The organism is Actinacidiphila sp. bgisy160, from assembly GCF_057707815.1.
In genome coordinates, this window is sequence record NZ_JBYIQW010000007.1 from 179916 (window position 1) to 202548 (window position 22633).

Sequence of the window (22633 nt, forward strand, 5' to 3'; positions counted from 1 at the left end):
GTGGCCGCACGTAACAAGGCCCGCAAGCGCGCCTTCCAGATCCTCTTCGAGGCGGAGCAGCGGGGTGTCGACCCCAAGACCGCCATGGCGGACTGGATCAGGCTCGCCCGGACCGACGACCGGCAGCCGCCGGTCAGCGAATACACGATGCAGCTCGTCGAGGGCTACGCCGAGCGGGCGAGGCGCATCGACGAACTGCTGTCGAAGCACGCCGTGGGCTGGACCCTCGACCGGATGCCGGTGACCGACCGGAACATCCTGCGGCTCGGCGCCTACGAGCTGATCTGGGAGGACGACGTCCCCGACGCCGTCGTCCTGGACGAGGCCGTGCAGCTGGCCAAGGAGTTCTCCACGGACGAGTCCCCCTCGTTCGTGAACGGCCTGCTCGCCCGGCTCAAGGAGCTGAAGCCCAGCCTCCGGGAGGACTAGCCCCTGGACGGCTCACCGGGCCCGGAACGCAGCGCGTTCCGGGCCCGTGGCATGTCCGGACGACGCGCGGTGCGGCCGGCCGGGGCAGGAAAAGACAACCGCCCCTCAGACGCGGCCTTCGCGGCCGTGCCCAAGGGGCGGGACGTTTCTGCTTCCCGAGGGCGTCAGCCCTCCTCGTGCTGCACCGCGCGCCGGGCGTCCGCGTCGAGGACGCCCCAGCCGATCAGCTGCTCGGTCAGGACCGAGGGCGACTGGTCGTAGATGACGGCGAGGGTGCGCAGGTCGTCCTGGCGGATCGACAGCACCTTGCCGTTGTAGTCGCCGCGCTGGCTCTGGATGGTGGCGGCGTAGCGCTGCAGCGGACCGGCCTTGTCGGAGGGCACCTGGCTCAGCCGCTCAAGGTCGAGGACGAGCTTCGGCGGCGGCTCGGCGGCACCGCCCGGCGCGGAACCGGGCAGCAGCTCCTGGACCGGAACGCCGTAGAAGTCGGCGAGCTCGGCGAGGCGCTGCACGGTCACGGCGCGGTCGCCGCGCTCGTAGGAACCGACCACCACGGCCTTCCAGCGGCCCTGGGACTTCTCCTCGACGCCGTGGAGGGAGAGTCCCTGCTGCGTGCGGATGGCGCGGAGCTTTGCTCCGAGCTGCTTGGCGTAATCGCTGGACATATGGCTCCCCGGACGGAAACTCAGTAACTCACTGTGAGGTTACGCAGCGTAATTGGAATCCGTCAAGCCGAATGGTCCACACCGGTCCCCCGGAAGAGCGAGGAATGGCCGGTCACCGGCCTTTCGGCCGGGATCCGAGGTCGATCGTGGTACGGACGGCGGACCCGCCCCGAGACCCGCGCCAGGCGGCCGCCAGGGCCCGCCATGGAGCACGCCAGGGTGCCTGATACGGTGGAACCGTTCGTTTTGGCGTCCTTTAAGGCCCGTCCAGTGAGGCGGGGAAGGAGGTCCTTTTTCCATGGCCAGCATCGGCTCCGATCCGGCCCGGCCCGTACTCGAGGCGCCGGATATCGCGCGGGTCCTGACCCGCATCGCCCACGAGATCGTCGAACGCGCCAAGGGCGCTGACGACGTGGTGCTCCTGGGCATCCCGACCCGCGGCGTCCACCTGGCCCGCAGGCTCGCCGACAAGCTCGACGAGATCACCGGCGGCAAGGTCCCGGTCGGCTCGCTCGACATCACCATGTACCGCGACGACCTGCGGCTGCGCCCGGCGCGGGCGCTCGCCCGCACCGAGATCCCGGCCGACGGGGTGGACGGCCGGCTGGTCGTCCTCGTCGACGACGTGCTCTTCTCCGGCCGCACGATCCGCGCCGCGCTCGACGCGCTGGGCGACATCGGCCGCCCCCGCGCCGTGCAGCTGGCGGTCCTGGTCGACCGGGGCCACCGCGAACTGCCGATCAGGGCCGACTACGTGGGCAAGAACATCCCCACCTCGCTGCGCGAGACCGTCAAGGTCCACCTGACCGAGGAGGACGGGCGCGACTGCGTCCTGCTCGGCGTACGCGACGGCTCCCCGGCGGACGAGTAGCCCGGGCGCGCCCCCGTTTCCCGGGGCAGCGCCCCGCCCGCCCGTCCCCGCCCCCCGGCCTGCCCGGGAGACGTGGCGTGCCGCCACCCAGTCCGCCCCCGCACGCATCCTTCGGAGTGACCCGATGAAGCGCCACCTGATCTCGGCCGCCGACCTCACCCGCGACGACGCCCTCCTCGTGCTCGACACGGCGGAGGAGATGGCCCGCGTCGCAGACCGCCCCATCAAGAAGCTGCCGACCCTGCGCGGCCGCACGGTCGTCAACCTGTTCTTCGAGGACTCGACCCGCACGCGCATCTCCTTCGAGGCCGCCGCCAAGCGCCTGTCGGCCGACGTCATCAACTTCTCAGCCAAGGGCTCCTCGGTGTCCAAGGGCGAGTCCCTCAAGGACACCGCCCTCACCCTGGAGGCCATGGGCGCCGACGCCGTCGTCATCCGCCACCACATGTCCGGCGCCCCGCACCGGCTGGCGTACTCCGACTGGATCGGCGGCAGTGTCGTCAACGCCGGCGACGGCACCCACGAGCACCCCACGCAGGCCCTGCTGGACGCCTTCACCATGCGCCGCCACCTGTCCGGCCCCGGCCGCGACCTGGCCGGCCGCCGCATCACGATCGTCGGCGACGTGCTGCACAGCCGGGTGGCCCGCTCCAATGTGCTGCTGCTGGGCGCGCTCGGCGCCGAGGTCACCTTGGTGGCGCCGCCCACCCTGCTGCCCATCGGGGTCGAGAACTGGCCCTGCGAGGTCTCCTACGACCTGGACGCGGTGCTCGCCAAGTCCGACGGCGTGATGATGCTGCGCGTCCAGCGCGAGCGCATGAACGCCGCCTTCTTCCCCACCGAGCGCGAGTACTCGCGCCGCTACGGTCTGGACGGCCTCCGCATGGCCGCGCTGCCCGAGCACGCCATCGTCATGCACCCCGGCCCGATGAACCGAGGCATGGAGATCACCGCCGAGGTCGCCGATTCGCCGCGCTGCACCGCCGTCGAGCAGGTGAAGAACGGCGTCAGCATCCGCATGGCCGTCCTGTACCTGCTGCTCGGCGGCGCCGAGCCCGCCGTCTCCGCCCCCGCCCGCACCGAGGAGAACAACCAAGCATGAGCGCGACCCCGAAGACGCTGATCCGCGGCGCGAGGATCCTCGGCGGCGAGCCGCGGGACGTCCTGATCGACGGCGAGACCATCGCCGAGGTCGGCCAGGACCTGACCACCCCCGAGGGCACCACGGTGGTGGAGGCCGAGGGCAAGGTCCTCCTGCCGGGCCTGGTCGACCTCCACACCCACCTGCGCGAGCCCGGCCGCGAGGACTCCGAGACCGTTCTCACCGGCACCCGGTCCGCCGCCGCGGGCGGGTACACCGCCGTCCACGCGATGGCCAACACCTTCCCCGTCGCAGACACCGCCGGCGTGGTCGAGCAGGTGTGGCGCCTCGGCCGCGAGCACGGCTACTGCGACGTCCAGCCGGTCGGCGCCGTCACCGTGGGCCTGGAGGGCAGGAAGCTCGCCGAGCTCGGCGCGATGGCCGACTCCGCCGCAGGTGTGCGGGTCTTCTCCGACGACGGCAAGTGCGTCGACGACGCCGTGATCATGCGCCGCGCCCTGGAGTACGTGAAGGCCTTCGACGGCGTCGTCGCCCAGCACGCCCAGGAGCCCCGGCTGACCGAGGGCGCCCAGATGAACGAGGGCGTCGTCTCCGGCGAGCTGGGCCTGACCGGCTGGCCGGCCGTCGCCGAGGAGTCGATCATCGCCCGCGACGTGCTGCTCGCCGCCCACGTCGGCTCCCGCGTGCACATCTGCCACCTGTCCACGGCCGGCTCGGTCGAGATCGTCCGCTGGGCCAAGTCCAAGGGCTGGGACGTCACCGCCGAGGTCACCCCGCACCACCTGCTCCTCACCGACGAGCTGGTGCGCACCTACAACCCGGTCTACAAGGTCAATCCGCCGCTGCGCACGGAGGCCGACGTCATGGCGCTGCGCGAGGCGCTCGCCGACGGCACGATCGACTGCGTCGCCACCGACCACGCCCCGCACCCGCACGAGGACAAGGACTGCGAGTGGGGCGCGGCGGCCATGGGCATGATCGGCCTGGAGACCGCGCTGTCGGTCGTCCAGCACGCCATGGTGGACACCGGCCTGCTCGACTGGGCGGGCGTCGCCGACCGGATGTCGTTCCGGCCCGCGGCGATCGGCCGCCTCTCCGGCCACGGACGGCCCGTCTCGGCTGGTGAGCCCGCGAACCTCACGCTGGTCGATCCGGCATACCGTGGTGAGGTGAATCCCGCGGGCTTCGCCTCCCGCAGCCGCAACACCCCCTACGAGGGTCTGGAGCTGCCGGGCCAGGTGTTCGCCACCTTCCTGCGGGGCAAGGCGACGGTCATGGACGGGAAGCTCTCGTGACACCTCTGGTACTCATCGCGGCGGAGGGGAAGCACTCCGCCGAGGTCACCGACTGGTCGGCCCGCATCGGCTGGGTCGTCGGGCTGCTGCTGTTCATCGCCCTCGTCTACTGGCTGATGCGCCAGGGCTGGAAGTGGCGCGGCACCCTCCAGAGCGACCTGCCCGCCCTCCCCACCGCCCCCGAGGAGCCCGGCGAGCCCCGGCTCGCGACGATGAGTGGCCGCTACCACGGCAGCACCACCGCCGGTCAGTGGCTGGACCGCATCGTCGCCCACGGGCTGGGCGTGCGCAGCCGGGCCGAGCTCACCCTCACCGACCTGGGGCTGGACGTCGAGCGCACCGGCGCGCCGAGCTTCTTCGTCCCCGCCGCAGACCTGCGCGGCGCCCGGCTCGACAAGGGAATCGCCGGCAAGGTCCTCACCGAGGGCGGCCTGCTGGTGGTCACCTGGGCGCACGGCGACCGGCTGATCGACTCCGGCTTCCGCTCGGACCACGCCGCCGAGCACGCCGCGTGGGTCGAGGCCCTGAACACTCTCACGCACGACCAGGAAGGCGCACGATGACGACCTCCGCCCAGCGGCCCGCGAGGGTCCCTGCCGTACTCGTCCTGGAGGACGGCCGCACCTTCCGCGGCCGGGCCTACGGGGCCATGGGGGAGACTTTCGGCGAGGCCGTCTTCTCCACCGGCATGACCGGCTACCAGGAGACCCTGACGGACCCGTCGTACCACCGCCAGGTCGTCGTCATGACCGCCCCACACGTCGGCAACACCGGCGTCAACGACGAGGACCCGGAGTCCTCCCGCATCTGGGTGGCCGGCTACGTCGTCCGCGACCCCGCCCGCGTGCCGTCCAACTGGCGCTCCCGCCGCACCCTGGACGAGGAGCTGACCCGCCAGGGCGTCGTCGGCATCAGCGGCATCGACACCCGGGCGCTGACCCGTCACCTGCGCGAGCGCGGCGCGATGCGGGTCGGCATCTTCTCCGGCGACAAGGCGCAGGCCGACGAGGCCACGCTCCTTGCCGCGGTGCAGGCCAGCCCCCAGATGAAGGGCGCCGACCTGTCCGCCGAGGTCGCCACCGAGCAGCCGTACGTCGTCCCGGCGATCGGTGAGAAGAAGTTCACCGTCGCCGCGATCGACCTCGGCATCAAGGGGATGACCCCGCAGCGCATGGCCGAGCGCGGCATCGAGGTGCACGTGCTGCCCGCCGGCGCCACCCTGGACGAGGTATACGCGGTCAACCCCGACGGCGTCTTCCTCTCCAACGGCCCCGGCGACCCGGCCACCGCCGACCTGACCGTCATCCAGGGCGTCCTGGAGCGCAGGACGCCGCTGTTCGGCATCTGCTTCGGCAACCAGCTGCTCGGCCGCGCCGTCGGCTTCGGCACCTACAAGCTGAAGTACGGCCACCGCGGCATCAACCAGCCGGTGCAGGACCGTTCCACCGGCAAGGTCGAGGTCACCGCCCACAACCACGGCTTCGCCGTGGACGCGCCGCTCGACCAGGTCACCGACACCCCGTACGGGCGGGCCGAGGTCTCCCACGTGTGCCTCAACGACAACGTGGTCGAGGGCCTGCGGCTGCTCGACACCCCCGCCTTCAGCGTCCAGTACCACCCCGAGGCCGCCGCAGGTCCGCACGACGCCGCGTACCTGTTCGACCGCTTCGTGAAGCTCATGGAGGGCCAGCGTGCCTAAGCGCACCGATATCCAGTCCGTCCTGGTCATCGGCTCCGGCCCGATCGTCATCGGCCAGGCCGCCGAGTTCGACTACTCCGGCACCCAGGCATGCCGCGTGCTGCGCGCCGAAGGCCTGCGCGTGGTCCTGGTCAACTCCAACCCGGCCACGATCATGACCGACCCGGAGATCGCCGACGCCACCTATGTCGAGCCGATCACCCCCGAGTTCGTCGAGAAGATCATCGCCAAGGAGCGCCCCGACGCGCTCCTGCCCACCCTGGGCGGCCAGACCGCGCTCAACACCGCGATCTCGCTGCACAAGGCCGGCGTCCTCGACAAGTACGGGGTCGAGCTGATCGGCGCGAACGTCGAGGCCATCAACAAGGGCGAGGACCGCGACCTGTTCAAGGAGGTCGTCGAGGCGGTCAACGCCAAGATCGGTCACGGCGAGTCCGCGCGCTCGGTCATCTGCCACACCATGGACGAGGTCATCGCGGGTGTCGACACACTCGGCGGCTATCCCGTCGTCGTCCGCCCCTCCTTCACCATGGGCGGCGCCGGCTCCGGCTTCGCCCACGACGAGGAGGAGCTGCGCCGCATCGCCGGCCAGGGCCTGACGCTCTCGCCGACCACCGAGGTGCTCCTGGAGGAGTCCATCCTCGGCTGGAAGGAGTACGAGCTGGAGCTGATGCGCGACAAGCACGACAACGTCGTGGTCGTCTGCTCCATCGAGAACTTCGACCCCATGGGCGTGCACACCGGCGACTCCATCACCGTCGCGCCCGCGATGACGCTGACCGACCGTGAGTACCAGATCCTGCGCGACATCGGCATCGCCGTCATCCGCGAGGTCGGCGTCGACACCGGTGGCTGCAACATCCAGTTCGCGGTCAACCCCGAGGACGGCCGGGTCATCGTCATCGAGATGAACCCGCGCGTCTCCCGCTCCTCCGCGCTCGCCTCCAAGGCGACCGGCTTTCCGATCGCCAAGATCGCCGCCAAACTCGCCGTCGGCTACACCCTCGACGAGATCCCCAACGACATCACCGAGCAGACCCCGGCCTCCTTCGAGCCGACGCTCGACTACGTCGTCGTCAAGGTGCCGCGCTTCGCCTTCGAGAAGTTCCCGGTCGCCGACGCCACCCTCACCACCACCATGAAGTCGGTCGGCGAGGCCATGGCCATCGGCCGCAACTTCCCCGAGGCGCTGCAGAAGGCGCTGCGTTCCCTGGAGAAGAAGGGCAGCCAGTTCGCCTTCACCGGCGACCCGGGCGACAAGGGAGAACTGCTGCTCGCGGCCCGGCGCCCCACCGACGGCCGCATCAACACCGTCATGGAGGCGATCCGGGCCGGCGCCACCCCGCAGGAGGTCTTCGAGTCCACGAAGATCGACCCCTGGTTCGTCGACCAGCTCTTCCTGATCAAGGAGATCGCCGACGAGCTCGCGGCCGCCGACAAGCTCGACCCCGAGCTGCTCGCCGAGGCCAAGCGGTACGGCTTCTCCGACGCCCAGCTCGCCGCGATCCGCGGCCTGCGCGAGGACGTCGTCCGCGAGGTCCGGCACGCGCTTGGGGTCCGGCCGGTGTACAAGACGGTCGACACCTGCGCCGCCGAGTTCGCCGCCCGCACCCCGTACTTCTACTCGTCCTACGACGAGGAGAGCGAGGTCGCGCCGCGCGAGAAGCCCGCGGTGATCATCCTGGGCTCCGGCCCGAACCGCATCGGCCAGGGCATCGAGTTCGACTACTCGTGCGTCCACGCCTCCTTCGCGCTGAGCGACGCGGGCTACGAGACCGTCATGGTCAACTGCAACCCGGAGACCGTCTCCACCGACTACGACACCTCCGACCGGCTCTACTTCGAGCCGCTCACCCTGGAGGACGTCCTGGAGATCGTCCACGCCGAGCAGCAGGCCGGCCCCGTTGCGGGCGTCGTCGTCCAGCTCGGCGGCCAGACCCCGCTCGGCCTCGCCCAGGCCCTGAAGGACAACGGGGTGCCCGTCGTCGGCACCTCGCCCGAGGCCATCCACCTCGCCGAGGACCGCGGCGCCTTCGGCCGCGTCCTGGCCCGGGCGGGCCTGCCCGCCCCCAAGCACGGCACGGCCACCACCTTCGAGGAGGCCAAGGCCATCGCCGACGAGATCGGCTACCCGGTCCTCGTCCGGCCCTCCTATGTGCTCGGCGGACGCGGCATGGAGATCGTCTACGACGAGACCCGCCTCGCCTCGTACATCGCCGAGTCCACCGAGATCGGCCCGGACCGCCCGGTGCTGGTCGACCGATTCCTCGACGACGCCATCGAGATCGACGTCGACGCGCTCTACGACGGCCACGAGCTCTACCTCGGCGGCGTCATGGAGCACATCGAGGAGGCCGGCATCCACTCCGGCGACTCCGCGTGCGCCCTGCCGCCGATCACCCTCGGCGGCCACGACGTCAAGCGGCTGCGCGCCTCCACCGAGGCCATCGCCAAGGGCGTCGGCGTCCAGGGTCTGATCAACATCCAGTTCGCCCTGGCCGGGGACATCCTCTACGTGCTGGAGGCCAACCCGCGCGCCTCCCGCACCGTCCCCTTCACCTCCAAGGCGACGGCTGTCCCGCTGGCCAAGGCGGCGGCCCGCATCTCGCTCGGCGCCACCATCGCCGAGCTGCGCGCCGAGGGCCTGCTCCCGGCCCACGGCGACGGCGGCACCCTGCCGCTGGACGCGCCGATCTCCGTCAAGGAGGCCGTGCTCCCCTGGAGCCGCTTCCGCGACGTGCACGGCCGGGGCGTCGACACCGTCCTCGGCCCGGAGATGCGCTCCACCGGCGAGGTCATGGGCATCGACTCGGTCTTCGGCACGGCGTACGCCAAGTCGCAGGCCGCCGCCTACGGCGCGCTGCCGACCAAGGGCCGCGCCTTCGTCTCGGTCGCCAACCGCGACAAGCGCGCGCTGATCTTCCCGGCCCGCGCGCTGGTCGAGCACGGCTTCGAGCTGCTGGCCACCTCCGGCACCGCCGAGGTGCTGAGGCGCAACGGCATCGGGGCCACCGTGGTGCGCAAGAAGAGCGAGGGCACCGGCCCCAACGGTGAGCCCACCATCATCGAGCTCATCCACGAGGGCGCCATCGACCTCATCGTCAACACCCCGTTCGGCACCGGCGGCCGCCTCGACGGCTACGACATCCGCACCGCGGCCGTCGCCCGCGGCGTGCCGTGCCTGACGACGGTGCAGGCGCTCGCCGCCGCCGTCCAGGGCGTCGACGCGCTGGGCCGCGGCGACGTCGGGGTCCGCTCACTGCAGGAACACGCGCAGCACCTGACCGCCGCCCGCGAGGCGTAGGCGAAGGAGGGGGACACCGGACCGGTGTCCCCCTCTTCACGAGTCCCCGCCCCGTCGACCGCCGGAAGGCCCCGCATGTACTCCGTCCTGTTCAACCTGTTCTTCAAACGCCTCGACCCCGAGCGGGCCCATCACCTCGCCTTCGGCTGGATCCGGCTCGCCGCCCGAATCCCGGTCCTGCGCACCTTCGCCGCCGCGCTGCTCGCGCCGCGGTACCCCGTACTGCGCACCGAGGCACTGGGCCGCCGGATGCACGGCCCCTTCGGGCTCGCCGCCGGCTTCGACAAGAACGCCGTCGGCATCGACGGGCTCACCATGCTCGGCTTCGACCACGTCGAGATCGGCACCGTCACCGCCCAGCCGCAGCCGGGCAACCCCGGACAGCGGCTCTTCCGCCTTGTCGCCGACCGCGCCCTGATCAACCGCATGGGCTTCAACAACGAGGGCTCGGCCGCGGTCGCCGCGCGCCTGGCCGACCGCAAGGCGGTCTTCCCGACCACGGTCGGCGTCAACATCGGCAAGACCAAGGTCGTCCCGGAGGAGGAGGCGGTCGCCGACTACGTCACCTCCACCGAGCGGCTCGCCCGCCACGCCGACTACCTCGTCGTCAACGTCTCCTCGCCCAACACTCCCGGACTGCGGAACCTGCAGGCCGTCGACCACCTCCGTCCACTGCTCAGCGCCGTGCGCGCGGCCGCCGACCGCACCGTCACCGGCCGCCGCGTCCCGCTCCTGGTCAAGATCGCCCCCGACCTCGCCGACGAGGACGTGGACGCCGTCGCCGACCTCGCTCTCGAACTCGGCCTGGACGGCATCATCGCCACCAACACCACCATCGCCCGCGACGGCCTCGGCCTGCGCTCGGACGCCGACCTGGTCAAGGAGACCGGCGGGCTGTCCGGCGCCCCCCTCAAGGAACGCTCCCTGGAGGTGCTGCGCCGCCTGTACGCCCGCGTCGGCGACCGCGTCACCCTCGTCGGGGTGGGCGGGGTCGAGACCGCCGCGGACGTCTGGCAGCGCATCCTGGCCGGTGCCACCCTCGTCCAGGGCTACAGCGCCTTCGTCTACCGGGGTCCCTTCTGGTGCCGCACGATCCACCGGGACCTCGCCGCGCTGCTGCAGGCCAGCCCGTACGACACCCTCGCCGACGCCGTCGGCGCCGAGACCCGGAAGGCAGCCACCCCGCGATGAACCCCGAGCCCTTCGGCGCCCGGTTGCGCCGCGCCATGGACACCCGTGGGCCGCTCTGCGTCGGCATCGACCCGCACTCCTCCCTGCTGACCGCCTGGGGGCTGCAGGACGACGTCGCCGGCCTGGAGCGCTTCACCCGCACCGTAGTGGAGGCGCTGGCCGACCGGGTCGCCGTCCTCAAGCCGCAGAGCGCCTTCTTCGAGCGGTTCGGCTCGCGCGGCATCGCGGTCCTGGAGACGGCCGTCGCCGAGGCGCGTGCGGCCGGCGCCCTGGTGCTGATGGACGCCAAGCGCGGCGACATCGGCTCCACCATGGCCGCGTACGCCGCCACCTACCTGGACCCCGCCTCGCCGCTGTTCTCGGACGCGGTCACCCTCAGCCCGTACCTGGGGTTCGGCTCGCTGCGCCCCGCCCTGGACGCCGCCCGGGCGAGCGGCAGCGGCGTCTTCGTGCTCGTCCTGACCTCCAATCCGGAGGGCGCGGAGGTGCAGCGGTCAACCGCGGCGAGCGGCGCGTCCCTCGCCCAGGTGATGCTGAACCACATCGCGGCGGAGAACGAGGGCGACCTGCCGCTGGGATCGGTCGGCGCGGTCGTGGGCGCGACGCTCGATCAGGCGGGTGTGGACCTGGCCGTCAACGGGCCCCTCCTGGCCCCCGGCATCGGCGCCCAGGGCGCCACGGCGGCCGACCTCCCCAGGGTGTTCGGGGGTGCCGTGCGCAACGTCGTGCCGAGCGTCAGCAGGGGTGTGCTGAGGCTCGGACCGTCCGTCCCGGCGCTGCGCGAAGCGGCCGAAAGGGAGGTCGCGCAGCTGGCCTCGGTCGTCAAGTAGCGGTCAAGACGTCCGGAAACCTGCGCAGATTTGTCCCAAAAGTCCTGGTCGGTTGACGCTGACCAGGACTTTTCTTCTTGTTTGCGCTGACTGTGGCCGCTGGGGCCGCTAGTCTCCGACGAGAGCGCGCAAGGTGCGCGTTTCACGTTGCCCCTGCAGGTGGGGGGCGACTAGGTTCCACACCGGTCCGTATCCGACAGTTCTACTTCCGAGGTGACGTAGGCGTGGCTCTTCCGCCCCTTACCCCTGAACAGCGCGCTGCCGCGCTCGAGAAGGCCGCCGCGGCTCGCCGGGAGCGCGCCGAGGTCAAGAATCGGCTCAAGCACTCCGGCGCCTCGCTGCACGAGGTCATCAAGCAGGGCCAGGAGAACGACGTCATCGGCAAGATGAAGGTCTCCGCCCTCCTGGAGTCCCTGCCCGGCGTGGGCAAGGTCCGCGCCAAGCAGATCATGGAGCGGCTCGGCATCTCCGAGAGCCGCCGGGTCCGTGGGCTCGGCTCCAACCAGATCGCTTCCCTCGAGCGCGAGTTCGGCAGCCCCGCTGCCTGACGTTCCCAGCACCCTCCGGGAACCGGGATAATCGCTCCATGAGTGAACGTCCGCGGCTGACCGTGCTCTCCGGCCCCTCGGGGGTCGGCAAGAGCACGGTCGTCGCTCATATGCGCACAGTCCACCCCGAGGTGTGGCTCTCCGTCTCGGCCACCACCCGCAAGCCCCGCCCCGGTGAGAAGCACGGGGTGCACTACTACTTCGTCGAGAACGACGAGTTCGACAAGCTCGTCGCCAACGGCGAACTGCTGGAGTGGGCCGAGTTCGCGGGGAACCGGTACGGCACGCCTCGCCAGGCGGTGCTGGAGCGCCTGGAGGCCGGCGAGCCGGTCCTGCTGGAGATCGACCTGCAGGGCGCCCGCCAGGTCCGGGAGTCGATGCCCGAGGCGCGGCTGGTCTTCCTCGCACCGCCGAGCTGGGACGAGCTGGTCCGCCGGCTCACCGGCCGGGGCACCGAGGCCCCCGAGGTCATCGAGCGCCGCCTGGGGGCCGCGCGGGTCGAGCTGGCGGCCGAGCCGGAGTTCGACACCACCCTGGTGAACACCTCCGTCGAGGACGTCGCCCGCGAGCTGCTAGCCTTGATGGCTGTAGTCTGATCTTTTTGCACACCCAATCGGAAGGTAGAGCGTGTCCTCTTCCATCACCACGCCCGAGGGCATCATCAACCCGCCGATCGACGAGCTGCTCGAGGCCACCGACTCGAAGTACAGCCTCGTGATCTACGCGGCCAAGCGTGCCCGTCAGATCAACGCCTACTACTCGCAGCTCGGCGAGGGCCTGCTCGAGTACGTCGGCCCGCTCGTGGACACCCACGTGCACGAGAAGCCGCTGTCGATCGCGCTGCGCGAGATCAACGCGGGTCTGCTGACCTCCGAGGCCGTCGAGGGCCCGGCTCAGTAACCGCGCCCACGCGTCACACCACGGGCCCGGCGGCACGACCGCCGGGCCCGTGGTGTGTCATGGGTAGTACGCACCACGGTCCAACACAGCGCGGGAGAGGTCGATGGGGAAGCCACAGGTCGTCCTGGGCGTGAGCGGCGGGATCGCCGCCTACAAGGCGTGCGAGCTGCTGCGCCGGTTCACGGAGTCGGGCCACGAGGTACGCGTCGTGCCCACGGCCTCGGCGCTGCACTTCGTCGGTGAGGCCACCTGGTCGGCGCTGTCGGGCAACCCCGTCTCGACCGAGGTGTGGGAGAGCGTCCACGAGGTGCCGCACGTGCGCATCGGGCAGGGCGCCGACCTCGTCGTGGTCGCCCCGGCCACCGCCGACGTGCTCGCCAAGGCCGCCCATGGGCTCGCCGACGACCTGCTCACCAACACCCTGCTCACCGCGCGCTGTCCCGTGGTGTTCGCGCCCGCGATGCACACCGAGATGTGGGAGCACGCCGCCACCCAGGAGAACGTGGCGACGCTGCGCCGCCGCGGCGCCATCGTCCTCGAGCCCGCGGTCGGCCGCCTCACCGGGGTCGACACCGGCAAGGGCCGGCTGCCCGAACCCGCCGAGATCTTCGAGGCCTGCCGCCGTGTGCTGCTGCGCGGACCCCGCGCGCTGGAGAACGACCTGGCCGGACGCCACGTCGTCATCAGCGCCGGCGGCACCCGCGAGCCCCTCGACCCCGTCCGCTACCTGGGGAACCGCTCCTCCGGCAAGCAGGGCTACGCCCTGGCGCGCACGGCCCTGGCGCGGGGCGCCCGGGTCACCCTGGTCTCCGCCAACACCGGCCTCGCCGACCCGGCGGGGGCGGACGTGGTGCGCGTGGGCACGGCGGTGCAGCTGCGCGAGGCCGTACTGAAGGCCGCGTCCGGCGCCGACGTGGTGGTGATGGCGGCCGCCGTCGCGGACTTCCGTCCGGCCCGGTACGCCGAGGGCAAGATCAAGAAGAAGGACGGCGAGGAGCCCGCGCCGCTGGAGCTGGTGCGCAACCCCGACGTCCTCGCCGAGCTGTCAGCCGAACGGCCGCACCCCGCCCAAATCGTCGTGGGCTTCGCCGCCGAGACCGACGACGTCCTGGCCAACGGTCGCGCCAAGCTCGCCCGCAAGGGCTGCGACCTGCTGGTCGTCAACGAGGTGGGGGACCACAAGGCCTTCGGGTCCGAGGAGAACGAGGCCGTGGTGCTCGGCGCCGACGGCAGTGAGACCGCCGTGCCGTACGGGCCCAAGGAGGCGCTGGCCGAGCAGGTCTGGGATCTGGTCGCGGCCCGTCTGACCTGACGACACTTCAAGGCGGTACGTGTGCGCTACTGGCGTTCCGTCCCGAGGTGATGCACAGTGTCGCAGGTCACGGCATATCCAAGGTGCGAGATGCCGTGTCCCTGTGCATGAGCCGGACGATAAACTGACCCATGGCCCGCCGGGCGCAGCCCCGCGCGAGCCGCCAATGATCAGCCAGCAGCCGCTGCAACCCCAGGGAGCGATGTGTCCCGCCGCCTGTTCACCTCGGAGTCCGTGACCGAGGGCCACCCCGACAAGATCGCTGACCAGATCAGCGACACGATCCTCGACGCCCTGCTCAAGGAGGACCCCTCCTCGCGCGTCGCCGTCGAGACGTTGATCACCACCGGTCTGGTGCACGTCGCCGGAGAGGTCACCACCAAGGGGTACGCGGACATCGCGACCCTGGTGCGGAACAAGATCCTCGACATCGGCTACGACTCGTCGAAGAAGGGCTTCGACGGCGCTTCCTGCGGTGTCTCGGTCTCCATCGGTGCGCAGTCCCCGGACATCGCGCAGGGTGTCGACACGGCCTACGAGAGCCGGGTCGAGGGCGACGACGACGAGCTCGACCGGCAGGGCGCGGGCGACCAGGGTCTGATGTTCGGCTACGCCTGCGACGAGACCCCCGAGCTGATGCCGCTCCCGATCACGCTGGCGCACCGGCTCTCCCGGCGGCTCACCGAGGTCCGCAAGAACGGGACCATCCCCTACCTGCGGCCCGACGGCAAGACCCAGGTCACCATCGAGTACAACGACGACAAGGCCGTGCGCCTCGACACCGTCGTCGTCTCCTCGCAGCACGCCAGCGACATCGACCTCGAGTCGCTGCTCGCCCCCGACATCCGTGAGTTCGTCGTGGAGCCGGAGCTGAAGGCGCTGCTCGACGACGGCATCAAGATCGACACGGATGGGTACCGGTTGCTGGTCAACCCCACCGGACGCTTCGAGATCGGCGGCCCGATGGGTGACGCCGGCCTCACCGGCCGCAAGATCATCATCGACACCTACGGCGGTATGGCCCGCCACGGCGGCGGCGCCTTCTCCGGCAAGGACCCGTCCAAGGTGGACCGCTCCGCCGCCTACGCCATGCGCTGGGTCGCCAAGAACGTCGTCGCCGCGGGCCTCGCCTCGCGCTGCGAGGTCCAGGTCGCCTATGCGATCGGCAAGGCCGAGCCCGTCGGCCTGTTCGTGGAGACCTTCGGCACCCACACCGTGGACCACGAGAAGATCGAGCAGGCCATCGGCCGGGTCTTCGACCTCCGCCCGGCCGCGATCATCCGCGACCTCGACCTCCTGCGGCCGATCTACGCGCAGACCGCGGCCTACGGCCACTTCGGCCGCGAGCTGCCGGACTTCACCTGGGAGCGCACCGACCGTGTCGAGGCGCTGCGCCAGGCGGCCGGCCTCTAGGCCTCGCGCCCGCACAGCCGGCGACGGCCCCGGACCCCCGGTCCGGGGCCGTCGGCGTGCGTGGACGCGGCATCGGGGCGCCAGCAGCGTCGCAAGGCGGCGGCCGTCCGGATGCCGACGCAGCGCCGACGCGTCCGCCCGCATCCCCTACTCGGCCGGCTCACCCATCCGCCGCGACGGCACCAGCGCCTCCGCGCCAGGCCGGCCAGCTCCTGACCCAGGATCTCCGACACCACGGCGCATGGCTCGGCCTGCGGCGGCAGCGGCACCTGGTACCGACGGCCTCGACGGGGCTCCACGCAGTGTCCGCCGTGGGCAGGAGGGCGTGCGCCGCCCCGTGCCCGGGCCCGGGGCGGGGCCGGCTGTCCGAGGCGTCTGGTAACACTGAGGCTGTGAGCAGCGAGGACGACCGGCAGGTGTCCCCGGCGGCGGAGCCGCACGGGGGAGAGCAGCTCGCGCTCATCCGGGAGGCGGTGCGCAAGGCCAACGAGCCCCGTGCCAAGCCGCGCACCTGGCGGGGCGCGGCGCTGGCCGAAGGGCTCCCCGTGGCCCGCGTCCTGGTCGACAAGGGCCTCCTCCACCTGGACCAGTACTTCGACTACGCGGTTCCCGCCGCCATGGACGCCGACGCGCAGCCCGGCGTGCGCGTCCGCGTGCGGTTCGGCGGCCGGGTGGGAAAGGGCGGCCGCCGCGAGGGCGGGGAGCTGCACGACGGCTTCATCGTCGACCGGCTGACCGAGAGCGACTACCGCGGCCCCCTCGCTCCGCTCGCCCAGGTCCTGTCGCCCGAGAAGGTGCTGACCCCCGGCCTGCTCCGGCTGTGCCGGGCCGTCGCCGACCGCTACGCGGGCGCCCTCGCCGACATCGTGCAGCTCGCGGTGCCGCCGCGCCGGGCCAAGGTCGAGGCGGAGCCGGTACGGGATCCGCTGCCGGCGCCCCGGGCGCCCGAGCCCGGGCCCTGGCGGCGCTATCCGACCGGGCCGGCGTTCCTGCAGGCGCTGGCCCGCGGGGACACCCCGCGGGCGGTGTGGACGGCGCTGCCCGGGCCGTACTGGCCCGAGGAGATCGCCCGCGCCATGGCGGCGGCGCTCGCGTCGGGGCGCGGGGCGCTGGCCGTCCTGCCGGACGGCCGCGCCGCCGCTCGCGTCGACGAGGCCCTGACCGCGATCGTCGGCGAGGGCCGCCATGTGCTGCTGACCGCCGACGCCGGGCCGGAGGAGCGCTACCGCCGCTGGCTCGGGGTGAGCCGGGGCAGCGTACGCGCCGTCGTCGGCACCCGGGCCGCGATGTTCGCGCCGGTGGCGGACCTCGGGCTGACCGTGCTCTGGGACGACGGCGACTCCAGCCACGCCGAGCAGCACGCACCGCAGCCGCACGCCCGGGACGTCCTGCTGCTGCGGGCCGCCGAGGAGCGGACGGGCTTCCTGCTCGGCGGCCTCACCTGCACCGTGGAGGGCGCGCAGCTGGTCGACACCCAGTGGGCGCTCCCACTGACCGCACCGCGCGAGCGGGTACGCGCGGCCGCGCCCCTGGTCCGTACCGTCGGAGAGGGCGACGAGGCGCGGGACGCCGCCGCGCGGGCGGCACGGCTGCCGTCGGTTGCGTGGCAGGTGACGCGGGACGCGCTGCAGCGCGGTCCGGTGCTGGTGCAGGTGCCCCGGCGGGGCTATGTGCCGCGGCTGGCCTGCGAGCGCTGCCGCGAGCCCGCCCGGTGCGCGCACTGCGCGGGGCCGCTGCAGCTCGGCGACGGGGAGAGCGCGCCGCACTGCGGCTGGTGCGGGCGGCCCGAGGCGGCCTGGCACTGCAAGGAGTGCGGCGGCTTCCGGCTGCGCGCCCAGGTCGTCGGTGCCCGGCGCACCGCCGACGAACTGGGGCGGGCCTTCCCCAAGGTGCCGGTCCGGACCTCCGGGCGCGACGGCGTGCTGGCCTCGGTGCCGGGTGCCCCCGCGCTGGTGATCTCGACCCCTGGCGCGGAACCCGTCGCCGACGGCGGCTACGCGGCGGCCTTGCTGCTGGACGGCTGGGCCCTGCTGGGCCGCCCGGACCTGCGGGCGGGGGAGGAGACCCTGCGCCGATGGGCCGCCGCGGCGGCGCTGGTGCGCCCGGCCGGCGAGGGCGGCACGGTGGTCGTCCTCGCGGAGCCCACGCTGCGACCCGTACAGGCACTCGTGCGCTGGGACCCGGTCGGCCACGCCGTGCGCGAGCTTGCCGAACGGGCCGAACTGGGCTTCCCCCCGGTCTCCCGGATGGCCGCGGTCAGCGGTCGCCCCGCCGCCGTGGCCGACCTGCTGGCCACGGTCCGGCTCCCGGAGGGCACCGACGTACTCGGCCCGGTGCCACTGCCGATCACCGACCCCGCTCGGCCCCGCCGCTCCGGGGACACCCCGCCCGGGGAGCGATGGGAGCGCGTGCTGCTGCGCGTGCCGCCGGGCAACGGCGCCGCCCTGGCGGCCGCGCTGAAGTCCGCGCAGACCGCCCGCATCGCCCGCAAGGAGCCCGATCCGGTCCGGGTCCGTATCGACCCGCCCGACATCGGCTAGCCGGCGACCGGGAGAACGGGGGAACGGGGGAACGGAGTGAATGGGGAAAGGCGCTTGACGCACCGGCCTATGGTTCCGGTTATGACCAGCACGCTCCGTCTGGAGAAGATCACCCCTGACAACGTCGACGCCGCGATCGCCCTCAAGGTGCGTCCCGACCAGGAACACCTGGTGGCGCCAGTCGTGAAGTCCCTCGCCGAGGCGTACGCCCACGGGGAGACGGCCTGGCCCCGGCTGATCCTCGACGGCGACCGGATCGTCGGCTTCCTCATGGCCTTCTTCGACATCGACTTCGCGGCCGGCGGAAGCGGCACCGACCTCCGCTCGGGCCTGTGGCGCCTCGCCGTCGCGGCGGGTGAACAGGGCCGCGGCTACGGCAGGTTCGCCGTCGAGTCGGTGGCGGAGGAGATCCGGCGCCGCGGCGGCACCCGCCTCACGACCACCTGGCATCCCGGCGAGGGCGGCCCGGAACGCTTCTACCTGGGGCTCGGCTTCCGGCCGACGGGGGAGTCCAGCGGCGGCCAGACCGTGGGGGAGCTGGAACTGGATCTGGGGCGGCTGCCCGCGGAGCCCCGGCGGCCCTGACCGCGGTGTGCCCGTACCGGTGCCCGTACCCGTGTGCGCCCGTACGCGCCCGCCCCGGCGGCCGTCCTGTCGGCGTGGCGGGCGGCGGGGCGGGCGTGCCCGGGGAGCCGCAGGATCAGCCCGTGCGCGGGGAGGGGACCGCGCCGGGGACGGCCTCCTCGCGGGCGGTGGGGGCGGCGTGCGCGGGCATCGCGCGGGCCGCGGGCACGGAGGGCACGACGGCCGGGGGCTCGGCGTGCACCTCTGCCGCGGCCGCTCCGGACGGCGCGGAGCGCCGGTTGCCGTACCGCCGGTGGACGGCCTGCTTGGTGACGCCCAGCGCGGAGCCGACGGCGTCCCAGCTGAAGCCCAGGGAGCGGTCGAACTCGACGGCGGCGGTCACCAGGGTCTCGACGCTGTCCCGCAGCTCCTGGGCGAGCCGGACGGTCGGGGCGGGGGCGCGGCCGTAGACCACGAATCCCGCGGACGGCCCGCCCCGGCGAGGACGGTAGACATTGCCCAGCTGGGTGGTGAGGGTGCGCAGCGCGTCGACCTGTCGGCGGACCCGCTCGATGTCCCGCACCAGCAGGTGAAGGCTCGCCCTGGCCTGGGCGTCATGAGTTGCGTGTTCGGGCATCAACTGGCCTCTCGAACCGGCTCTTGTGGGTCAAACTCCTTTGACCAACGCGCCAGACTCCCGTGGAGTCACGCATAAGGGGCGCATCGAACCCTCTGGGGGGCGTGCGCAAGGGTGCGCGCCCCCACTCCAGCGGCCCATAGACTGGGGCGGTTGCCCTGTCACCGTCCGACCACGGAGCCACGCGTGTCCATCCAGCCGATCCGCCTCTTCGGCGACCCCGTGCTGCGCATGAAGGCGCAGCCCGTGACCGTCTTCGACAAGGAGCTGCGCACCCTCGTCAAGGACCTCGAGGAGACCATGAGGAACGCCCCCGGCGCCGGCCTGGCGGCCCCTCAGATCGGCGTCTCGCTGCGGGTGTTCACCTACCACGTCGACGGCGAGCTGGGCCATCTGGTCAACCCCGACCTCAGCCTGAGCGAGGAGGAGCAGGACGGCCCCGAGGGCTGCCTGTCCCTGCCCGGGCTGCGCTTCGACACCAAGCGGGCCCACGGCGTCGTCGCCCGGGGCTTCAACATGCACGGCGACCCGGTGACCATCGAGGGCACCCGGCTGCTCGCCCGCTGCATCCAGCACGAGACCGACCACCTCGACGGCATCATCTTCATCGACCGCCTCGACCGCGAGCAGCGCAAGGCCGCGATGAAGGCGATACGCGAGGCCGAGTGGGCCGGTCAGGCCGCGCCCCAGGTCCGCGTCTCCCCGCACAGCACGTTCGGCCGCGCACTGTAGAGCCGCGCACTGCAGAAAGGCACCCCGCACGCATGAGGCTCGTCTTCGCCGGCACCCCCGAGGTCGCCGTTCCCGCCCTCGACGCCCTGATCGCCTCCGGCCGGCACGAGGTCGTCGCCGTCGTCACCCGTCCGGACGCCACGGCGGGGCGCGGGCGCAGGCTCGTCGCCAGCCCGGTGGCCCAGCGCGCGGAGGAGGCCGGCATCGAGGTCCTCAAGCCCGCCAGGCCCCGTGACGAGGACTTCCTCGCCCGGCTCCGCGAGATCGCCCCCGACTGCTGCCCGGTCGTCGCCTACGGAGCGCTGCTGCCCCGCGTCGCCCTCGACGTGCCCGCCCGCGGCTGGGTCAACCTGCACTTCTCCCTGCTGCCCGCCTGGCGCGGCGCTGCCCCGGTGCAGCACGCCGTCATGGCGGGCGACGAGGTCACCGGGGCCGCGACCTTCCTCATCGAGGAGGGCCTGGACTCCGGGCCGGTGTACGGCGTCGTCACCGAGGACGTCCGCCCCCGCGACACCAGCGGCGACCTGCTCACCCGGCTCTCGCACAGCGGGGCGAAGCTGCTCGCCGCCACCATGGACGGCATCGAGGACGGCACGCTGGTCGCCCGGCCGCAGCCCGCCGAGGGCGTCAGCCTGGCCCCCAAGATCACCGTCGACGACGCCCGCGTCGACTGGAACGCCCCGGCGCTGCGCGTGGACCGGGTGATCCGCGGCTGCACCCCGGCGCCCGGCGCCTGGACCCTGTTCGGCGGCGAACGCCTCAAGGTCGGCCCCGTCACCCTGCTGCCCGAGCGCACCGACCTGGCGCCCGGCGTGCTGGAGGTCACCAAGCGCGCCGTGTACGTGGGCACCGGCAGCCACGCCGTGGAGCTCGGCGAGGTGCGCCCGCAGGGCAAGAAGCCGATGCCCGCCGCCGACTGGGCGCGCGGCGTCCGCGTCCCCTCCGGCGAACGGCTCGGCGCCTGACCGCGCCTTCCACGTACGCTCGAAGCGGGGCGCCACCGCGCCCCGCCGTACCACCGACACTCCCGGAGCACCTTCCACGTGAGCGAACCGTCACGCCGCCGACCGCGCCCCGCCACCCGCGGGGGGCACCACCAGGGAGGGCCCCCGCAGGGCGGCCGGCCCTACCGCAAGCCCCAGCGCGACCCCGTGCGCATCCTGGCGTTCGAGGCGCTGCGGGCCGTCGACGAGCGCGACGCCTACGCCAACCTCGTCCTGCCGTCGCTGCTGCGCGAGGCCGAGACCGAGGCGGCGCGCAAGGGCCGCGAGTTCGACCGGCGCGACGCCGCCCTCGCCACGGAGCTGGTCTACGGCACCCTGCGCCGCCAGGGCACGTACGACGCCGTCATCGCCGCCTGCGTCGACCGGCCGCTGCGGGAGGTCGACCCGCCCGTGCTGGACGTGCTGTCGCTCGGTGCCCACCAGCTGCTGGGCACCCGCATCCCCACCCACGCCGCCGTCTCCGCCACCGTCGAGCTGGCGCGCGTGGTCCTCGGCGACGGCCGGGCGAAGTTCGTCAACGCGGTCCTGCGCCGGATCGCGGCGCAGGACCTGGACGCCTGGCTGGACGAGGTGGCGCCGCCCTACGACGAGGACCCCGAGGACCACCTCGCCGTCGTCCACTCGCACCCGCGCTGGATCGTCTCGGCCCTGTGGGACGCCCTCGGCGGGGGCCGCGCGGGCATGGAGGAGCTGCTCGCGGCCGACAACGAGCGCCCCGAGGTCACCCTCGTCGCGCGCCCCGGCCGCGTCACCCCGCAGGACCTCGCCGCCGCGCTCCCCGCGGACGCCACCCTCCCCGGCCGCTGGTCGCCCTACGCCGTCCGGCTCGCCGAGGGCGGCGACCCCGCGTCCATCGAGGCCGTCCGCGAGGGACGCGCCGGCGTCCAGGACGAGGGCAGCCAACTCGTCGCCGCCGCCCTGGCCGCGGCCCCGCTGGGCGACGGCCCCGACCGGCTCTGGCTGGACGGCTGCGCCGGCCCCGGCGGCAAGGCGGCCCTGCTCGGCGCCCTCGCCGCGGAGCGCGGGGCTGCCCTGATCGCCTCCGAGAAGCAGCCGCACCGGGCCCGGCTCGTCGCCCGCGCCCTGGCGGGCAACCCCGGGCCGTACGGGGTGATCGTCGCCGACGGCACCCGCCCCGCCTGGCGTCCCGGCGCCTTCGACCGCGTCCTGGTCGATGTGCCCTGCACCGGTCTCGGCGCCCTGCGCCGCCGTCCCGAGGCGCGCTGGCGCCGGCGCGCCGAGGACGTCCCGGGCTTCGCGCCCCTGCAGCGCGGCCTCCTGGAGTCCGCCCTGAGCGCGGTGCGCGTCGGGGGGGTCGTCGGCTACGCGACCTGTTCCCCGCACCCGGCCGAGACCCGTGCGGTCGTGGAGGACGTCCTGGGCCGCCCGGGCGCCGTACCGGCCGAATGGGTGGACGCCCGCCCCCTCATGCCCGGGGTCCCCGGCCTCGGCGACGGCCCCGACGTCCAGCTCTGGCCCCACCTGCACGGCACCGACGCGATGTACCTCGCCGTGCTGCGCCGCACCGGGGAATGACCGCGCGGGTGCGGCCCGGACGTCCGGGCCGCACCCACGCGGCGGAGGTGCGGCTGGCGGG

General features: G+C 73.0%; 21 protein-coding genes. 19 read left to right on the forward strand and 2 right to left on the reverse strand.

Going from position 1 to position 22633, the window contains the following annotated elements; translation table 11 throughout:
- Positions 1 to 429 (forward strand): transcription antitermination factor NusB, encoded by a 429-nt coding sequence (gene nusB / locus AC3EUJ_RS09580; protein WP_431960608.1) that lies wholly within the window; start codon positions 1 to 3, stop codon positions 427 to 429.
- Positions 430 to 593: 164 nt separating this feature from the next.
- Here nusB and bldD read toward each other — a convergent pair whose 3' ends face one another.
- Positions 594 to 1094: a transcriptional regulator BldD gene (bldD, locus tag AC3EUJ_RS09585; protein WP_319134973.1), complete on the reverse strand. Its 501-nt coding sequence runs from the start codon at positions 1092 to 1094 to the stop codon at positions 594 to 596.
- Positions 1095 to 1392: 298 nt separating this feature from the next.
- On the opposite strand from bldD, the gene pyrR reads away from it, so the two are divergent.
- From pyrR to AC3EUJ_RS09660, 15 genes are all read left to right on the forward strand, one after another.
- Positions 1393 to 1965, forward strand: a complete 573-nt coding sequence (pyrR, locus tag AC3EUJ_RS09590) for a bifunctional pyr operon transcriptional regulator/uracil phosphoribosyltransferase PyrR (RefSeq protein ID WP_431960609.1) — start codon at positions 1393 to 1395, stop codon at positions 1963 to 1965.
- A 124-nt stretch (positions 1966 to 2089) separates the two neighbouring features.
- Complete coding sequence (locus tag AC3EUJ_RS09595; protein WP_431960610.1) at positions 2090 to 3067, forward strand: aspartate carbamoyltransferase catalytic subunit; 978 nt, start codon at positions 2090 to 2092, stop codon at positions 3065 to 3067.
- Entirely contained in the window at positions 3064 to 4362 is a 1299-nt protein-coding gene (locus AC3EUJ_RS09600; protein WP_431960611.1) for a dihydroorotase, read from the forward strand. Before AC3EUJ_RS09595 ends, AC3EUJ_RS09600 begins: the two co-directional genes overlap by 4 nt.
- A complete protein-coding gene (locus tag AC3EUJ_RS09605) occupies positions 4359 to 4925 on the forward strand; it encodes a PH-like domain-containing protein (protein ID WP_431960612.1) in 567 nt (188 codons plus the stop codon). Before AC3EUJ_RS09600 ends, AC3EUJ_RS09605 begins: the two co-directional genes overlap by 4 nt.
- Positions 4922 to 6061, forward strand: coding sequence for a glutamine-hydrolyzing carbamoyl-phosphate synthase small subunit (gene carA / locus AC3EUJ_RS09610; protein WP_431960613.1), 1140 nt, complete (start codon positions 4922 to 4924; stop codon positions 6059 to 6061). The genes AC3EUJ_RS09605 and carA overlap by 4 nt, the downstream gene beginning before the upstream one ends.
- Complete coding sequence (carB, locus tag AC3EUJ_RS09615; protein WP_431960614.1) at positions 6054 to 9365, forward strand: carbamoyl-phosphate synthase large subunit; 3312 nt, start codon at positions 6054 to 6056, stop codon at positions 9363 to 9365. The genes carA and carB overlap by 8 nt, the downstream gene beginning before the upstream one ends.
- Positions 9366 to 9440: 75 nt before the next feature.
- The gene (locus tag AC3EUJ_RS09620; RefSeq protein ID WP_431960616.1) at positions 9441 to 10556 is read left to right on the forward strand and encodes a quinone-dependent dihydroorotate dehydrogenase; all 1116 of its coding nucleotides are present in this window, start codon (positions 9441 to 9443) and stop codon (positions 10554 to 10556) included.
- Positions 10553 to 11386 carry an orotidine-5'-phosphate decarboxylase gene (gene pyrF / locus AC3EUJ_RS09625; RefSeq protein ID WP_431960618.1) on the forward strand — a complete coding sequence of 278 codons (834 nt, stop codon included), beginning with the start codon at positions 10553 to 10555 and terminating at the stop codon, positions 11384 to 11386. The genes AC3EUJ_RS09620 and pyrF overlap by 4 nt, the downstream gene beginning before the upstream one ends.
- Positions 11387 to 11610: 224 nt before the next feature.
- Positions 11611 to 11934: an integration host factor gene (locus tag AC3EUJ_RS09630; RefSeq protein ID WP_018564176.1), complete on the forward strand. Its 324-nt coding sequence runs from the start codon at positions 11611 to 11613 to the stop codon at positions 11932 to 11934.
- 38 nt (positions 11935 to 11972) lie between these two features.
- Complete coding sequence (gmk, locus tag AC3EUJ_RS09635; RefSeq protein WP_431960619.1) at positions 11973 to 12530, forward strand: guanylate kinase; 558 nt, start codon at positions 11973 to 11975, stop codon at positions 12528 to 12530.
- Positions 12531 to 12561: 31 nt separating this feature from the next.
- Positions 12562 to 12834 (forward strand): DNA-directed RNA polymerase subunit omega, encoded by a 273-nt coding sequence (rpoZ, locus tag AC3EUJ_RS09640; protein ID WP_030610454.1) that lies wholly within the window; start codon positions 12562 to 12564, stop codon positions 12832 to 12834.
- A gap of 103 nt (positions 12835 to 12937) precedes the next feature.
- Positions 12938 to 14146 (forward strand): bifunctional phosphopantothenoylcysteine decarboxylase/phosphopantothenate--cysteine ligase CoaBC, encoded by a 1209-nt coding sequence (coaBC, locus tag AC3EUJ_RS09645; RefSeq protein ID WP_431960621.1) that lies wholly within the window; start codon positions 12938 to 12940, stop codon positions 14144 to 14146.
- 204 nt (positions 14147 to 14350) lie between these two features.
- A complete protein-coding gene (metK, locus tag AC3EUJ_RS09650; protein ID WP_431960622.1) occupies positions 14351 to 15559 on the forward strand; it encodes a methionine adenosyltransferase in 1209 nt (402 codons plus the stop codon).
- A gap of 392 nt (positions 15560 to 15951) precedes the next feature.
- The gene (locus AC3EUJ_RS09655) at positions 15952 to 18099 is read left to right on the forward strand and encodes a primosomal protein N' (RefSeq protein WP_431960623.1); all 2148 of its coding nucleotides are present in this window, start codon (positions 15952 to 15954) and stop codon (positions 18097 to 18099) included.
- Positions 18100 to 18180: 81 nt separating this feature from the next.
- The gene (locus AC3EUJ_RS09660) at positions 18181 to 18684 is read left to right on the forward strand and encodes a GNAT family N-acetyltransferase (protein WP_431960624.1); all 504 of its coding nucleotides are present in this window, start codon (positions 18181 to 18183) and stop codon (positions 18682 to 18684) included.
- A gap of 115 nt (positions 18685 to 18799) precedes the next feature.
- On the opposite strand, the gene AC3EUJ_RS09665 is transcribed toward AC3EUJ_RS09660, so the two are convergent.
- The gene (locus AC3EUJ_RS09665; RefSeq protein ID WP_431960625.1) at positions 18800 to 19300 is read right to left on the reverse strand and encodes a hypothetical protein; all 501 of its coding nucleotides are present in this window, start codon (positions 19298 to 19300) and stop codon (positions 18800 to 18802) included.
- 186 nt (positions 19301 to 19486) lie between these two features.
- Here AC3EUJ_RS09665 and def point away from each other — a divergent pair, with 186 nt between their 5' ends.
- The 3 genes from def to AC3EUJ_RS09680 all read left to right on the forward strand — a co-directional run bounded on the left by def (position 19487) and on the right by AC3EUJ_RS09680 (position 22572).
- Positions 19487 to 20032 carry a peptide deformylase gene (gene def / locus AC3EUJ_RS09670; protein ID WP_431960626.1) on the forward strand — a complete coding sequence of 182 codons (546 nt, stop codon included), beginning with the start codon at positions 19487 to 19489 and terminating at the stop codon, positions 20030 to 20032.
- Positions 20033 to 20064: 32 nt separating this feature from the next.
- Entirely contained in the window at positions 20065 to 20997 is a 933-nt protein-coding gene (fmt, locus tag AC3EUJ_RS09675) for a methionyl-tRNA formyltransferase (RefSeq protein ID WP_431960628.1), read from the forward strand.
- Positions 20998 to 21075: 78 nt separating this feature from the next.
- A complete protein-coding gene (locus AC3EUJ_RS09680) occupies positions 21076 to 22572 on the forward strand; it encodes an RsmB/NOP family class I SAM-dependent RNA methyltransferase (protein WP_431960629.1) in 1497 nt (498 codons plus the stop codon).
- Positions 22573 to 22633 lie beyond the last annotated feature (61 nt).

Bases quoted from the DNA above. Each gene is read 5' to 3' on its own strand.
- AC3EUJ_RS09620 (WP_431960616.1), top strand. From the start codon at position 9,441: ATGTACTCCGTCCTGTTCAACCTGTTCTTCAAACGCCTCGACCCCGAG.
- bldD (WP_319134973.1), bottom strand. From the start codon at position 1,094: ATGTCCAGCGATTACGCCAAGCAGCTCGGAGCAAAGCTCCGCGCCATC.
- gmk (WP_431960619.1), top strand. From the start codon at position 11,973: ATGAGTGAACGTCCGCGGCTGACCGTGCTCTCCGGCCCCTCGGGGGTC.
- AC3EUJ_RS09665 (WP_431960625.1), bottom strand. From the start codon at position 19,300: ATGCCCGAACACGCAACTCATGACGCCCAGGCCAGGGCGAGCCTTCAC.
- fmt (WP_431960628.1), top strand. From the start codon at position 20,065: ATGAGGCTCGTCTTCGCCGGCACCCCCGAGGTCGCCGTTCCCGCCCTC.
- pyrF (WP_431960618.1), top strand. From the start codon at position 10,553: ATGAACCCCGAGCCCTTCGGCGCCCGGTTGCGCCGCGCCATGGACACC.
- coaBC (WP_431960621.1), top strand. From the start codon at position 12,938: ATGGGGAAGCCACAGGTCGTCCTGGGCGTGAGCGGCGGGATCGCCGCC.
- AC3EUJ_RS09660 (WP_431960624.1), top strand. From the start codon at position 18,181: ATGACCAGCACGCTCCGTCTGGAGAAGATCACCCCTGACAACGTCGAC.
- pyrR (WP_431960609.1), top strand. From the start codon at position 1,393: ATGGCCAGCATCGGCTCCGATCCGGCCCGGCCCGTACTCGAGGCGCCG.
- carA (WP_431960613.1), top strand. From the start codon at position 4,922: ATGACGACCTCCGCCCAGCGGCCCGCGAGGGTCCCTGCCGTACTCGTC.
- AC3EUJ_RS09600 (WP_431960611.1), top strand. From the start codon at position 3,064: ATGAGCGCGACCCCGAAGACGCTGATCCGCGGCGCGAGGATCCTCGGC.
- AC3EUJ_RS09595 (WP_431960610.1), top strand. From the start codon at position 2,090: ATGAAGCGCCACCTGATCTCGGCCGCCGACCTCACCCGCGACGACGCC.